Origin of the sequence: Lacrimispora sanguinis (assembly GCF_044987295.1) — a bacterium.
GTDB classification, from domain to species: domain Bacteria; phylum Bacillota; class Clostridia; order Lachnospirales; family Lachnospiraceae; genus Lacrimispora; species Lacrimispora celerecrescens_B.
In genome coordinates, this window is record NZ_CP173277.1 from 469,486 (window position 1) to 483,951 (window position 14,466).

General features: G+C 44.3%; 16 protein-coding genes. All 16 read left to right on the top strand.

All coding sequences use genetic code 11. The features are described from left to right. Window positions 1–37: 37 nt before the first annotated feature. The 16 genes from rpsU (at window position 38) to ACHZES_RS02330 (ending at window position 14,134) form a co-directional block, all read left to right on the top strand. Window positions 38–214: a 30S ribosomal protein S21 gene (gene rpsU, locus ACHZES_RS02255; protein ID WP_008975787.1), complete on the top strand. Its 177-nt coding sequence runs from the start codon at window positions 38–40 to the stop codon at window positions 212–214. A gap of 157 nt (window positions 215–371) precedes the next feature. Continuing rightward, on the top strand, window positions 372–638 hold the full coding sequence (locus ACHZES_RS02260; protein WP_025233186.1) for a YabP/YqfC family sporulation protein: 267 nt from the start codon (window positions 372–374) through the stop codon (window positions 636–638). A gap of 24 nt (window positions 639–662) precedes the next feature. Further along, complete coding sequence (yqfD, locus tag ACHZES_RS02265; RefSeq protein WP_038282934.1) at window positions 663–1,907, top strand: sporulation protein YqfD; 1,245 nt, start codon at window positions 663–665, stop codon at window positions 1,905–1,907. Beyond that, window positions 1,894–2,910: a PhoH family protein gene (locus tag ACHZES_RS02270; RefSeq protein WP_154520682.1), complete on the top strand. Its 1,017-nt coding sequence runs from the start codon at window positions 1,894–1,896 to the stop codon at window positions 2,908–2,910. The genes yqfD and ACHZES_RS02270 overlap by 14 nt, the downstream gene beginning before the upstream one ends. Further along, window positions 2,900–3,397, top strand: a complete 498-nt coding sequence (gene ybeY, locus ACHZES_RS02275) for an rRNA maturation RNase YbeY (RefSeq protein ID WP_395548535.1) — start codon at window positions 2,900–2,902, stop codon at window positions 3,395–3,397. Before ACHZES_RS02270 ends, ybeY begins: the two co-directional genes overlap by 11 nt. Then, window positions 3,394–4,548 (top strand): DUF3048 domain-containing protein, encoded by a 1,155-nt coding sequence (locus ACHZES_RS02280; RefSeq protein ID WP_395548534.1) that lies wholly within the window; start codon window positions 3,394–3,396, stop codon window positions 4,546–4,548. Before ybeY ends, ACHZES_RS02280 begins: the two co-directional genes overlap by 4 nt. Next, window positions 4,535–6,208, top strand: coding sequence for a polysaccharide biosynthesis C-terminal domain-containing protein (locus ACHZES_RS02285; RefSeq protein WP_395548533.1), 1,674 nt, complete (start codon window positions 4,535–4,537; stop codon window positions 6,206–6,208). The genes ACHZES_RS02280 and ACHZES_RS02285 overlap by 14 nt, the downstream gene beginning before the upstream one ends. A 54-nt stretch (window positions 6,209–6,262) precedes the next feature. Beyond that, the gene (locus ACHZES_RS02290) at window positions 6,263–6,649 is read left to right on the top strand and encodes a hypothetical protein (RefSeq protein ID WP_038282926.1); all 387 of its coding nucleotides are present in this window, start codon (window positions 6,263–6,265) and stop codon (window positions 6,647–6,649) included. 66 nt (window positions 6,650–6,715) lie between these two features. After that, a complete protein-coding gene (locus ACHZES_RS02295) occupies window positions 6,716–7,942 on the top strand; it encodes an NAD(P)/FAD-dependent oxidoreductase (RefSeq protein WP_395548532.1) in 1,227 nt (408 codons plus the stop codon). Continuing rightward, complete coding sequence (locus ACHZES_RS02300; protein WP_395548530.1) at window positions 7,929–9,524, top strand: NAD(P)/FAD-dependent oxidoreductase; 1,596 nt, start codon at window positions 7,929–7,931, stop codon at window positions 9,522–9,524. Before ACHZES_RS02295 ends, ACHZES_RS02300 begins: the two co-directional genes overlap by 14 nt. A gap of 70 nt (window positions 9,525–9,594) precedes the next feature. Further along, window positions 9,595–10,458: a glutamate 5-kinase gene (proB, locus tag ACHZES_RS02305; RefSeq protein WP_038283158.1), complete on the top strand. Its 864-nt coding sequence runs from the start codon at window positions 9,595–9,597 to the stop codon at window positions 10,456–10,458. A gap of 10 nt (window positions 10,459–10,468) precedes the next feature. Next, window positions 10,469–10,690 carry a DUF896 domain-containing protein gene (locus tag ACHZES_RS02310; RefSeq protein WP_038282920.1) on the top strand — a complete coding sequence of 74 codons (222 nt, stop codon included), beginning with the start codon at window positions 10,469–10,471 and terminating at the stop codon, window positions 10,688–10,690. Beyond that, entirely contained in the window at window positions 10,668–11,210 is a 543-nt protein-coding gene (locus ACHZES_RS02315; protein ID WP_038282918.1) for a 5-formyltetrahydrofolate cyclo-ligase, read from the top strand. The genes ACHZES_RS02310 and ACHZES_RS02315 overlap by 23 nt, the downstream gene beginning before the upstream one ends. Window positions 11,211–11,237: 27 nt before the next feature. Further along, window positions 11,238–12,482 (top strand): glutamate-5-semialdehyde dehydrogenase, encoded by a 1,245-nt coding sequence (locus ACHZES_RS02320; RefSeq protein WP_038282916.1) that lies wholly within the window; start codon window positions 11,238–11,240, stop codon window positions 12,480–12,482. A 131-nt stretch (window positions 12,483–12,613) separates the two neighbouring features. Then, window positions 12,614–13,420 carry a motility protein A gene (locus ACHZES_RS02325; protein ID WP_195841057.1) on the top strand — a complete coding sequence of 269 codons (807 nt, stop codon included), beginning with the start codon at window positions 12,614–12,616 and terminating at the stop codon, window positions 13,418–13,420. Between the two features lie 18 nt (window positions 13,421–13,438). After that, window positions 13,439–14,134 (top strand): flagellar motor protein MotB, encoded by a 696-nt coding sequence (locus ACHZES_RS02330; RefSeq protein WP_051835243.1) that lies wholly within the window; start codon window positions 13,439–13,441, stop codon window positions 14,132–14,134. Window positions 14,135–14,466: the final 332 nt, after the last annotated feature.

Sequence of the window (14,466 nt, forward strand, 5' to 3'; positions counted from 1 at the left end):
CACAAGTACACAACTGGAGGGAGGTTAGGTGTGAGCTATGTCAAATGTTATCGTTAAAGACAACGAGACCTTAGATAGTGCTTTACGCAGATTCAAAAGAAACTGTGCAAAAGCAGGTATCCAGCAGGAAATTCGTAAGAGAGAGCATTACGAGAAACCAAGCGTAAGACGTAAGAAAAAGTCCGAAGCTGCAAGAAAACGTAAATATAACTAATAGTTAAAAGATGAGCCCCTGGTCCCATTTCTATGTGACCAGGGGTTTTTTCGACTTTTAAGGCCGTAGAATGTTCCGCATCTTTTTTGCATATAGTATAAAGGGATTAAAACCCCATTGTATGCAAAAATAAAAAGAGAGGGGCAGAAAAGGGATTATGTTTGAGGAATCAAAGGAAAAAGCAGCTTCCGCCTTAAAACTCCCGAAGGACGTGGTTCTGGGAGAAGTGCTTGTATCTTTTCTTGGACGTCACAGCGTTGTCATAGAAAATTACCGAAGCATTATCCTGTATACAGACTGTTCCATCAAACTTCAGGCAAAGAACTGTCGTGTGATCATTGGCGGAAGCAGGCTGATGATAGAATACTACACCAATGAGGAGATGAAAATCAACGGTTATATAAAATCCCTGGAATTTGAATAAAAGGGGAAATGGAGGTGAAGTAAAATGCTTGCATGGCTGAATCATTATTTATTCGGTTATCTTTCTATAGAAATGACCGGTTTTTCCCCGGAACGTTTTCTTAACATGTGCAGTGTCCATGAAATTGAATTGTGGAAGGTCATCAATTGCGGACATTCCTATCAGCTTTTCATGACGGTACAAGGGTTCCGTAAGGTGAAGCCACTTGTGCGCAAATCGAAGGTCAGACTTAGGATTTTAAAAAAGTTTGGACTTCCTTTTTTTTTACATCGGAACAAAAAACGGAAATTATATGCAGCTGGGTTCATCAGCTTTTTTTTGATCCTCTATTCCCTTTCCCTGTTTATCTGGGATATTGAATTCGATGGGAACCGGATGTATACATACGACACTCTTATAAAGTTCTGTGAATCGGAAGAAATCCGGTATGGTATGAGAAAGTCAAACATTGACTGTGATGTCCTTGAAGAAGCTTTTCGCACCAAATTTCCTGAAATAACCTGGGTATCGGCAAGGGTATCAGGAACACGCCTTCTGGTTAAAATAAAAGAAAATGAAGTGTTGTCAGAGATTCCTGCAAAGGATGAAACCCCATGTGACATCATAGCAGAAAAGGACGGTGTAATAACCTCCATGATCGTTCGAAGCGGTGTTCCGATGGTAGCCATAGGCGATACCATAACACAAGGGCAGGTACTGATCAGCGGCACTCTACCCATTACCGACGACAGCGAAACAGTGATAAACACGCACTTCGTACGATCGGATGCGGATATAACAGCCAGAACAGAATATCATTTTACGAGACAGATGCCACTTTTTAAGAAAGTTGACGTAGAAACAGGAAAAGTAAGGAATGGGTACTATATGAAAGCTTTTCGCTTTTCCTTCCTGTTAATCCGTCCCAAGCCAGAGGGAACTTCATGGAAACGAACCATGGAAGAAGAGCAGCTTCATTTATTCCAGAATTTTTATCTTCCTATTTATTTTGGTAAAATAACAGGGAAAGAGTATATATCCTACGAGCGTCCCTATACAGAGGAAGAAAAAAAACTGCTGTCTGAGGATATGAACGAGAGGCACAAAAAAAATTTAATAGAAAAAGGGGTACAAATTCTGGAAAATCATGTTAAAATACTAGATAATGAATCTTTATGCCAGGTTGCCATAGATTTCGTGGCAGAGGAGCCCGTAGGAAGACGGGAGGCGGTTAAGATGCAAAGATCAGAGGAACCGGAGGAGACAAATCATTCAAATGAGCGTAATTGAGACAATCATAGACATCCCAGCTGAACACGAAAAAAATGTATGTGGACAGTTTGACAGCTATTTAAAGAAAATCGAACGGACTCTGCATGTTACCATGATTGGACGTGATGGCGCCCTTAAGATCATTGGGTCAGAGCAAATGGTACAGAAAGCAAAAAGTGTATTTAATAACCTGATTGAGCTTTCCAAGCGGGGGAATGCCATTACAGAACAAAATGTAGATTATGCTCTCTCTCTGTCATTTTCTGAAAGCGATAGTCAAATTTTAGAAATCGACAAGGACATTATCTGCAGAACAATTAACGGAAAACCGGTAAAACCCAAAACCCTTGGACAAAAGCAGTATGTGGACCAGATCAGAAAGAAGATGGTCGTTTTCGGAATTGGTCCTGCAGGAACCGGAAAAACCTATCTTGCCATGGCAATGGCCATCCAGGCTTTTAAAAACGGAGAGGTAGGCCGGATCATCCTGACCAGGCCTGCCATAGAGGCCGGAGAAAAGCTGGGGTTTCTCCCGGGAGATCTGCAAAGCAAAATAGATCCTTATTTAAGGCCGTTGTATGATGCTCTCTATCAGATCATGGGAGCGGAGAGTTATCTCCATAATTCAGAGAAAGGCCTGATTGAGGTAGCACCTCTGGCTTATATGAGAGGCCGTACCTTAGACAATGCCTATATTATTCTTGATGAAGCCCAGAATACCACTCCTGCCCAGATGAAGATGTTCCTCACCAGAATCGGCTTTGGGTCAAAGGTGATTGTAACGGGTGACTTAACACAAAAAGATCTTCCTACCGGTAGCTTATCAGGACTTGATATGGCTATGAAAATATTAAAGAGAATTGACGACATCGGTTTCTGCCAGCTAACCAGCAGCGACGTGGTTCGTCATCCTCTGGTACAGAAGATTGTACAGGCTTACGATGATTATGAGTCGAAGAAAAAGCCGGTTGAACGAAAGACAAAAGCCATTGGCGGCAGAAAGGCACGTTATGACGATTAATATTGAATATGAGGCCGAAAAAAAGCTGGACCTCCCATATGAAGATATTATTACAAGGGTAGTGGAAGATTCGCTGGATTATGAAGACTGCCCTTATGAGGCTGAGGTCAATGTCCTCATTACCGACAATGAGGATATCCGCCAGATCAATAACGAATATCGGAATATAGACAACCCTACGGATGTTCTTTCCTTTCCCATGATTGAATATGAAAGACCTTCGGATTTTGAATTCCTGGAAGAAGCGGGAGATGACTGTTTTCATCCGGATACAGGAGAACTTTTACTGGGAGATATTGTTATATCTATCGATAAGGTAGAAGAACAAGCTGAAAAATACGGCCACTCCCAAACAAGGGAGCTTGCCTTTTTAGTTGCTCACAGCATGCTTCATCTTTGCGGCTATGATCACATGGAAGAAGATGAACGAAAGATCATGGAACGGAAGCAGGAGGAAATCTTAAGCCGGGGAGGATATGTAAGATGATGAAAAAGGTATGGTTTGGATTCGCTGGCGTCATGCTTTCTGCTGCTTTTTTATCCGGCTGCAGCAAAAAATACGAAAAGGTGTGGGTTCCGGATCAATCGATGGAAACATCCCAGGCTCCGGAGACAAAAGAAATCAAAATCAGCAGCAGTGAGACAGCAGACGATGAGACAGATGCGAATACCGGTGAATACTATACCTTTGAAGAACGTACCGAAAAAGATGGAATGATACGCAGCTACCTTACCGGGGAGATGGTGGATTCTGCCTACGGAAACCGGAGGCCGGTTGCAGTAATGATGAGCAATGACAAAGAAGCTCTTCCCCAATACGGGATCAACCGTGCCGGAGTGGTCTATGAAGCACCGGCAGAAGGGGGGATGAACCGTTACATGGCTATTTTGGAAAATTATGATGATCTGGACCGGATCGGCTCCGTTAGGAGCTGCCGCACCTATTATACATATTTTGCCCGTGAGTTTGATGCCATCTATGCACATTACGGGCAGAGCACCTTTGCAAAGCCTTATTTAGCCAATGTGGATAACATTAACGGGCTCGATGGCATCGGTACGGTGGCATATTTCCGCACCAAAGACCGGAAAGCTCCCCACAACGCATACACCAGCGGGGACCGGTTAAACAAGTCCATCCTTCAGCTGGGATACTCACAAAGCTACGCCCCGTCTTACCGCGGCCATTACCGTTTTGCAAAGGATGGCACGATGGTGACCCTGGAAGACGCAAATAGCGTCGTCGATGCCTATAAGGTATATCCAGGCTATGTGCTCAATAAGCCGTGGTTTGAATATCATGAAGAGGACGGGCTTTATTACCGGTTTCAGTATGGGGCTCCCCATAAGGGCAATGAAGGTCAGATTAAAGTTAAGAATATCATACTTCAGTACTGTCCGTCCGCCCATTATGCAACGACAGATTATTTAAACATCAACGTACAGGATGACTCTTATGGCTGTTACGTGACAGAAGGCCGTTCCATCCCCATAAAATGGAGTAAGGACGGAGAATTCGGCCCAACACATTATTACGACATGGAGAATAACGAGATTATCCTGAACCAGGGAAAAACCTGGGTATGCATTATTTCTGCACAGGATTCTCCCAATGTAAAGTTATATGGAAAAGAATAGGACAAGCAAAAAAACAACAAAAAAGGGATCTTCCAATTTCCTGATACAGGGAGCCATCCTTGCGGTGGCAGGTATTATCGTTCGGGTCATTGGCATGTTTTACCGTATCCCTTTGGCGGCTATTTTAGGGAATGAAGGAAACGGCTATTATAGCTCTGCCTATTCCATTTATTCCCTCCTTTTGATTGTATCATCTTACAGTCTGCCTACTGCAGTATCCAAGATGATTGCCACCAGACTGGCGAGAAAAGAGTACCGTAACTCCATAAGGGTGTTACAGGTGGCTCTGTTCTACGGCACCGTGGTAGGCGGGCTGGGAGCTGCCGTGCTCTGGTTTGGAGCAGATATATTCGCTAGCCGATTTTTAAAAATGCCTTATACCTTCTATGCCTTAAAGACGCTGGCCCCTACTATCTGGGTAATTGCTTATCTTGGCGTGTTTCGGGGATATTTCCAGGGCATCGGGACCATGCTTCCCACGGCCATATCTCAGATCCTTGAGCAGATCGTTAATGCGATCATCAGCGTATATGCTGCTTCCAAGCTGTTTCAGGCAGGGCTTCGGTCCAATCTGGTTCATGGGTCTACGGAATACTCCTATGCCTTTGGAGCAGCAGGAGGAACCATAGGAACAGGGGCAGGAGCCGTAGCTGCTCTGCTGTTTCTGCTGTTTATTTTATTCAGTTACATGCCGATCATGAAAAAACAGGCAAGAAGGGATAGGACAAGACGTCGGGAATCCTATGGAGAACTTTCCGGCGTTCTTTTCATGACTGTCTTCCCCATTGTTTTAAGCAGCGTAGCTTATAACATAAGTACCGTGATTGATAACAGCATCTATGGAAACGGCATGACTGCTATGGGTATGGGTGCTTCGGAGATTGCTTCCAACTGGGGCTTGATCGGGAAGTACCAGCTTCTTTTTAACATCCCGGTGGCAATAGCCAATTCCTTATCCTCCGCCCTCATCCCCTCTCTTTCAAGGGCAATGGCAGAAGGGCAGAAGGGACAGCTAAAAAGCAAGGTTTCCATGGTGATTCGTTTTTCTATGCTTATCGCCATACCGGCTACGGTCGGCCTTACCGTACTGGCAGGGCCTATCTGCAATTTGTTATTCAGCAGGAATGACAATTCGGCTCTTATTAAGATGATGATGTACGGATCTGTGGCAGTGGTGTTTTTCTCCCTTTCCACAGTGACCAACGGAGTATTGCAGGGGATCAACCGGATGCAGACACCTTTAAAGAATGCGATTATTTCCTTGATCCTTCATGTAATCATCCTGTGCATCATGCTTTTCGGATTCCGGATGGGAATCTACAGCGTGGTTTATTCCAACATCCTATTTGCTCTTACCATGTGTATCTTAAATGGAGCCGCTATCGGTAGATTTTTAAATTACAAGCAGGAAATGAAAAAAACATTTATTATTCCCACTCTGGCATCGGGAGTTATGGGAGCGGCTGCTTACGGCACCTATTTCCTTGTACATCTGACCTTAAAACGTAATGTTCTTGGTGTTATTGCCGCGATAGCCATAGCTGTGGTGGTTTATGGAATTCTCCTTTTATTACTGCGTTGCGTAGATGAAACAGAGCTTTTAAGTGTTCCCGGAGGCAAGAAGCTGGTGCGCATTGCAAGAAAATTCCATCTTTTGTGATTAAAACCAAGGAAGAAGGCAGATACTATACTTACATGAAGGAGGTATCATCTCATGAAGAAGTATATGTTCTGCTTTCTTTTGTTCGTAGCGGCATCTGCCATTTGCCTAGGGATTGGATTTGCCATTACAAAGGACAGCGTAAGGCCTGAGGAGGCTCTGCCGGGGGCAACCATAGAAACAGAAACTGTAACGGAAGCACAGATTGTGATAAACCAGGAAGAGGTTGAACCCGTAAATGCAAAGGGCAAAGAAAAATTTTATCTTGTCTCAGAGGACGGATATCTTCTCGTCCTCTACCAGGATAAAACAACCATCTGCCTTTATACCCATATGCCCATCACAGACTTTCCCGAAGAAGAACGAGGAAAATTAATGGATGGCATATGGTTTTCTTCCATGATTGAGGTATTTAATTACCTGGAATCCTATACAAGCTAAAGAAATACTTGAAATGAAGTGGCAAACTGGATACAATAGGTCTGTCTGAGGATACAGGAGGATTTTATGAAACAACAGGTAATCATTGTAGGAGCAGGAGCTTCCGGTCTGGCAGCGGCTATCCAGGCAGCCAGACAGGGTGCTTCTGTTACCATTTTAGAACATACAGCCAAACCGGGGAAAAAACTTCTTTCCACCGGAAATGGGAAATGCAACTTAACTAATTTAATGACCCCTGATGGTGCTTACCGGGGAGGTCAGCAAGAGTTTATTAAAAAAGTCCTGGATCACGTTACCGTGGAACAGACCCTGGATTTTTTCCGGGATTTAGGACTTGTACTTACAGACCGGAACGGATATGTCTATCCAAACTCCGGACAAGCCGCCTCCGTTCTGGAAGCTCTTCTCTTTGAACTGGACCATCTGGGCGTTTCCATCGTTACTGACTGTAATGTTGAGGAGATCAGGAAGGATTTATCCTTAATAACTTCCAAAGGAAAGAAAAAGGCGGATGCCGTCATTTTAGCGGCAGGTTCCATGGCAAATCCCAAAACAGGTTCCGATGGAAGCGGTTATCAACTGGCAAGGGCTTTGGGACACCGCATCGTTAAGCCGCTGCCTGCCCTGGTGCAGCTTAAGTGTAGGGAAAAGTGGTACAAACAGGCCGCCGGAGTCAGGACAGAGGCCTCTGTGACGCTTAAAATAGACGGAAAAACTGCTGCAGCCGACCGCGGAGAACTTCAATTCACGGATTACGGAATCTCCGGCATTCCGGTTTTCCAGATTAGCCGTTTTGCTGCCAGAGGAATCGATACAGGCCGACAGGTGACGGCTGAGCTTGATTTATTACCTTCCATGGATTTTAACAGTACCAGACAGCTTCTTTCGGATCGAGCGAAGCGCTTTAGCTACCGTCCGGCGGAAGAATTCTTAAATGGCGTATTAAATCATAAGCTGGCCCGGATTCTATTAAAGGAAGCCGGTATCTCAGAAAAAGGTTTTGTTAAAGATATCACAAAAATGCAGATAAAAAAGTTGACCTCTGTCTTAAAGGGGCTTGAAACAGAAATCCTTGCCGCCAATTCTTTTGATCAGGCGCAGGTGTGCAGCGGAGGAATTGATACCAGGGATGTCGATCCAAATACCATGGAATCAAAACTTGTAAACGGACTTTACCTTGCTGGGGAAATTCTTGACGTGGACGGCATCTGCGGAGGTTATAACCTGCAATGGGCGTGGTCTTGCGGCATACTGGCTGGTACAAATGCAGGAGGAAACAATGATCAGAATTAATCAATTAAAGCTGCCGGTGGAACACACAGAAGAAGCCTTATGGGCAAAAGCAGCAAAAGCACTAAAGATTCCGGTAAAAGAAATACGCTCCATTCAAATAATCAAACAGTCTGTTGATGCAAGAAAAAAAGAGGAAATCCATTTTACTTACTGCATTGACGTGGAAACTGCAAAAGAAGAGTCTGTGATACATAAAGTCAAAAGCGGAGACATTGGAATATCAGAGAAAAAAGAATACGTCTTTCCAAAGCCGGGGACCGAAACAATGGCCAGCCGGCCGGTAATCATCGGCGCCGGACCGGCCGGACTTTTTTGCGGGCTCATGCTGGCAAGGCACGGATACCGACCCCTTCTTCTGGAACGGGGAGAGTCCGTGGAAAAGCGCAGTGAAGCTGTGGACTTATTCTGGAAAGGCGGGACATTAAGACCGGATTGTAATGTACAGTTTGGAGAGGGAGGTGCAGGCACCTTTTCCGATGGAAAGCTTAATACCCTTGTGAAAGATCCCCTTATGAGGAACCGGAAGGTGTTGGAGCTTTTTGTGGAATTCGGAGCTGATCCCTCTATTCTCTATGTAAATAAGCCTCATATCGGCACAGATGTTTTAAGCGGCATCGTGAGTGGGATGAGGAAGGAGATCATAAATCTTGGAGGAGAGGTCCGCTTTAACAGCCGCGTAACCGATTTCATAGTGAAGGACGGAAGGCTTAAGGGAGTGATGGTCGAGGAAAAGGAAGAGATTCCGGCTGAAATCCTTGTGCTGGCGATCGGGCACAGTGCCAGGGACACGTTCGAAGTCCTGAATGAAAGAGGAATTCCAATGGAAGCAAAAGCTTTTGCAGTGGGCTTAAGAATTCAGCATCCACAGGAAAGCATAAACCGTTCTCAATATGGCACGGGAAACCATCCCATACTGGGCCCGGCGGATTACAAGCTGACCCATCAGTGCACAAATGGAAGAGGTGTTTATACCTTCTGTATGTGTCCCGGAGGATATGTAGTCAATGCCTCTTCCGAGGAAAACAGGCTTGCGGTAAACGGAATGAGCTACCACAAGAGAGATGGTGTAAATGCCAACAGCGCCCTGATTGTTACCGTAACACCGGAGGATTTTGGCGGAACGACTCCTCTTGCCGGAATCGCTTATCAAAGACGGCTGGAAGAAGCGGCCTTTCTAAGTAACAACGGGAAAATTCCGGTCCAGCTTTACGGTGATTTTAAAAAGAATCAGCCTTCAAAGGCATTTGGTGATGTGGAACCGGCCTTTAAAGGCTTATATGATTTTACTAATATCAGAGAGTTTCTTCCTGCATACTTGTCAGAATCCCTAATCCAGGGAGTGGAAGCCTTTGAACGCAGAATTCGCGGCTTTTCCAGACCGGATGCTATCTTGGCAGGCGTGGAAAGCAGAACCTCTTCCCCGGTACGCATTCCAAGGGATGAATCCTTTGAATGCAGTATGAAAGGGATCTATCCATGCGGAGAAGGTGCCGGATATGCTGGAGGAATCACCTCTGCTGCAATCGATGGTTTAAAGGTGGCGGAAGCCATTGCTTCCAGATTTGATAGGTTTTCTATATAAATTGACGAAATCATAAAAATGATGTAAGATATGAAACAAAAAGAATTCCAGAAAGCAGATGATAATGAAGATGAGCGTCACAGAGCGAGAAAAACTAAAGGATAAAAATAGGATTGTAATAAAGATCGGATCATCATCCTTAACCCATGCGTATACCGGGGATTTGAATCTGATGAAAATAGAAAAACTGGTTCGGGTGATCAGCGATTTAAAAGGGCAGGGAAAACAGGTGGTTTTAGTTTCCTCCGGTGCAATTGCAGCTGGGCGTCAGGCACTTGGGCACCATACCAGACCTGTAACCATATCGGAAAAACAGGCATTTGCCGCCGTGGGCCAGGCCAGACTTATGATGGTGTACCAAAAGCTGTTTGCAGAATATAATCAAATAGCAGCACAAGTTCTTTTAACCAAAAATACTATGGTTAATGACAGCAGCCGCTATAATGCCCAAAACACGTTTGATGAACTTTTAAAACTTGGGACCATCCCGATTGTCAATGAAAACGATACCGTATCCACCTCTGAAATTCCTCTTGTGGATAATTTCGGCGATAATGACCGGCTTTCCGCCATTGTTGCCGCATTGATCGGGGCAGATCTTCTGATATTATTATCGGATATTGACGGCCTTTATTCCGACGATCCAAGACAAAACCCGAAGGCAGAGTTTATCGGATTGGTAAAGCAGATCACACCTAAGCTGATGGAGATGGGAAAATCCACATCCGGAAGTGACGTGGGTACCGGAGGCATGGCTGCAAAGCTTGCTGCCGCCCGTATTGCTACAGACGGTGGTTCCGATATGGTCATTGCAAATGGCGACCAGGTGGAAGTCATCGAGCAGATCGTAACAGGGGAAGAAAAAGGAACCCTGTTCCTGGCCCATCCAAACCATGACTTTGACTTAATGGACTACATCAATCACGAATATTAAGGAGAACCCTATGAATCAGGATAAGATTGACAGAATCAATACACTTTATCATAAATCAAAAGCAACCGGATTATCAGAAGAAGAAAAAGCGGAGCAGGCCGCTTTACGAAAAGAGTACATCGAATCCATCCGCAACAGTTTACGTGGAAATCTAAATAACATTTCCATTCAGGAGGATGACGGTACCGTAACAGATTTAGGTAAGAAATATGGAAAAGTTGGAGAAGAATGATATCAGGTTATTAATAAAGGAAAAGCGTAAGACCTTGGAAACGACTGCTGAGAGTATGTGGAACGATGCCATCTGCGAGCAGCTATTGAGTCTTGATGATATCCTTCGGGCATTTTGTGTTTACTGCTATGTATCCTTTCGCCGGGAGGCAGGTACCTGGAGGTTCATGGAGGCATTATTAAAGCAAGGGAAATGCGTAGCCGTACCAAAGGTCGTTGGAAAGGAACTGGAATTTTATATCATTTCCGGAAAAGCAGACTTAGAAGAAGGCATCATGGGTATTATGGAGCCAAAGCCAACCTGTTTAAAAATCCATGACCCGGAAGCTCCCGTCATTGTTCCGGGAGTTGCTTTTGACAAATCCGGAAACCGGCTTGGTTACGGTGGCGGATATTATGACCGGCTTTTTGAAAGAGAACCAAACCATGCCCGCATTGCCATAGCCTACGGCTTCCAGATCTTTGACCATATTCCTACGGAACCACATGACAAACGTATGGATCGGATTATCACTCCTTAGATAAGGAGACGATTGGAGGACTCTTTTATGACGATTACTGAGATTGGAAAGACAGCAAAGGAAACAGCTGGAGCCATAGGGATACTAGGTTCAGCCCAAAAAAATGACGGTTTAAAAGCAGCAGCAGCAGCTCTGTTGGAAGGGGAAGCGGAAATTCTTGCAGCAAACCAGGAAGACGTAATCAAGGCTGCCGCCTCCGGAATGAACGCTGGGTTAATTGACCGTCTGGAACTGACTCCTGCGAGAATTGAAGCTATGGCTGACGGACTTTTATCCGTTGCCACACTGGATGACCCGGTAGGGGAAGTGCTTTCCATGAAGGTTCGCCCCAATGGCCTTACCATTGGCCAGAAGCGCGTGCCTATGGGTGTTGTGGGTATTATCTACGAAGCCAGACCAAATGTAACTGCCGACGCTTTCGGACTCTGTTTCAAATCAGGAAATGCCGTGATCTTAAAAGGCGGAAGCGATGCTCTGGAATCCAATAAAGCCATTGTAAAATGGCTTCGTACCGGTTTAAAGAATGCAGGCCTTCCAGAGGATGCCATTCAGCTCATTACCGATACAAACCGGGAAGTAACTAAGGAATTCATGCGCCTCAGGGAATATGTAGATGTATTGATTCCAAGGGGAGGCGCCGGGTTAATAAAGACGGTAGTGGACAACAGTACCATTCCTGTCATTGAAACAGGAACAGGAAACTGCCATATTTTTGTCGATGAAACTGCAGATTTTGATATGGCTTTGGATATCATATTTAATGCAAAGACCCAGAGGATTGGTGTGTGCAACGCTTGCGAGTCCCTGGTCATTCACAGAGAGATCGCGCCCCGTTTCCTGCCTCTATTAAAAGAAAGGCTTTCATTAAAATCTGTTGAAATCCGGGCGGATGAGGAAGCTTGCACGATGGCAGAAGGCTTTGTTCCTGCCACAGAAAAGGATTGGGGTTGTGAATATTTAGATTATATCCTGTCCTTAAAGATCGTAGGTTCTGTAGAGGAAGCCATATCTCATATTAACCGCTATAACACCAAGCATTCGGAAGCTATCATCACATCAGATTATAACAATGCTCAAAAGTTTTTAAATGAAATTGATGCGGCAGCCGTTTATGTTAATGCATCCACCCGTTTTACGGACGGGTTTGAGTTCGGTTTTGGAGCTGAAATAGGGATCAGTACCCAGAAACTTCATGCAAGAGGACCTATGGGACTCAAGGAATTGACAACAACTAAATATATTATTTATGGCAATGGACAGATCCGTCCATAGCTGTAAGTTTTTTAAAATGCGAAAATCCATAAAAAATCCGATTGTAATATTAGCAATATTTTAGCATCAGAGATTCCACGTTATATGATAGAATTATGATGTTACAAATATTGGTTACAAAGGAGAAAATTATGGATTTTTCATTACTTATTGGTATTATTATTGGAATAGGTGCTCTTTTAACAGGCTTTGTTCTGGAAAAGGGTGCCATATACTCTCTTTTCCTGTTAAGCCCTTTCATCATAGTGGTAGGAGGAACCGTTGGCGCTGTCATCGCATCCTATTCTCTGACTGACATAGCTATGGCTATGCGGGCGATGTTCCGAAGTTTTAAGCATCCCCATTCCGCCAGTCTGGAAAAGATGATTGCCAAGATATCAATGATTGCGACCCGCTACCGGGCGGAGGGAGTCACTTGCCTGGAAAATATAAGCAGGGATCCGGAACTGAATCAGGAGGAATATCTGCTTCTTAAAGAAGGCCTGGTGCTTATCCAGGAAATGAAGTCGCCGGAGTCTATCCAGTACACCCTGGAATCTGATATCAGAGCCTATGTTCAGCAAAAGAGTATTGAGGCAAGTGTATTTGAGGCTGCTGCTGGATTTTCTCCTACCATGGGAGTTATTGGTACCGTTATGGGACTGATCATGGTACTTGCTTCCGGTTTTGAGGACCCGTCAGAGCTTGCAGGTTCCATCGGTACTGCATTTGTGGCAACCCTTTATGGCGTGTGCTTTGCCAATCTTATTTACATGCCAATTGCAAACAAATTGAAAACACAATTAAAGAGAAAACATATTCAAAAAGAAATGATCGTAGATGGCGTATGTATGATTGCCAATGGAAATACCTCCCGAAATATTGAAAATGAACTCGCCCTTTATTTCCAGGCTTTTTCAGATGGAGCCACACGTTACAAACGGGGAATTGAAAACTAAAATTGGGAGGAATAAAGGATGCGCAGAAGATACACAGAAGCAGAAGGAGAAAAGGACAATTCAGAGCGGTGGCTGCTTACATATTCTGATATGATCACATTGCTTTTGGCTTTGTTTATCATCTTGTACGGCATGAGCTCGGTTGATACGATGAAGCTAAAGGAGATGTCCCATGGGCTGGAACAGGTTTTAAACCATACGGGTCAGGTAAGCGGTTCCACAATAGGAGACAGTGTTTCTATTTCTGCGGAAAATCTGGACAATGTCTATCTGGCTTTAAAAGCTTATATCGCCGATCACAGTCTGGGAAATATGATCGATGTATCTTCCAATGGATCAGCTGTAAGCATACATTTAAAAGATGCCATGCTGTTCCAACCGGATACAGCCATCCTGCTTCCGGAAAGCAAGCCGGTCATACAGGAAATCAGCACCAGCCTTGAGGCCATTTACAGTGACATCAACCACATTACGATCACAGGCAATACGGCGGATTTAGGCCACCATGATGCGGCCAATGAGGCGGATTCCTGGCAGCTGTCCGTAAACAGGGCTGTGGCGGTTCTAAACCAGATGACCACTATGGGGTTAGAACCAGGTAAGATGTCCATTGAGGGAAATTCTCATTACAATCCCATTGCTTCCAATGACACGGAAGAAGGAAGAGCAAAAAATCGTCGGGTAGAAATTACCATTACGGGACGGGCTAATTAGGAAAGATCCGCACATACTATGGAATAGTTCCCGTATTCAGCTCATTATTATTTGACAATAATATATATTTATGATAGACTACGGGCATATAAATCGAAATGAGGTGAAAGGATGAAATAACAATTCTTGCTCAAGTAACTGCATGATGAGAAGAAAAAGAGACATTGTCTTTTTTTTGTCATGCCTGTTTTTGCAAGAATAGTATTTCATTCTCCTGCCCTTTTTGTCATAAAATGACATGGATCATGCAAAATATTAGCCCTATGGGCTTATTTTATGCGAACGGCTGTGAGATAAAGGATTCTTGCAGTCGTTTTTTTGTGCAGAAATCT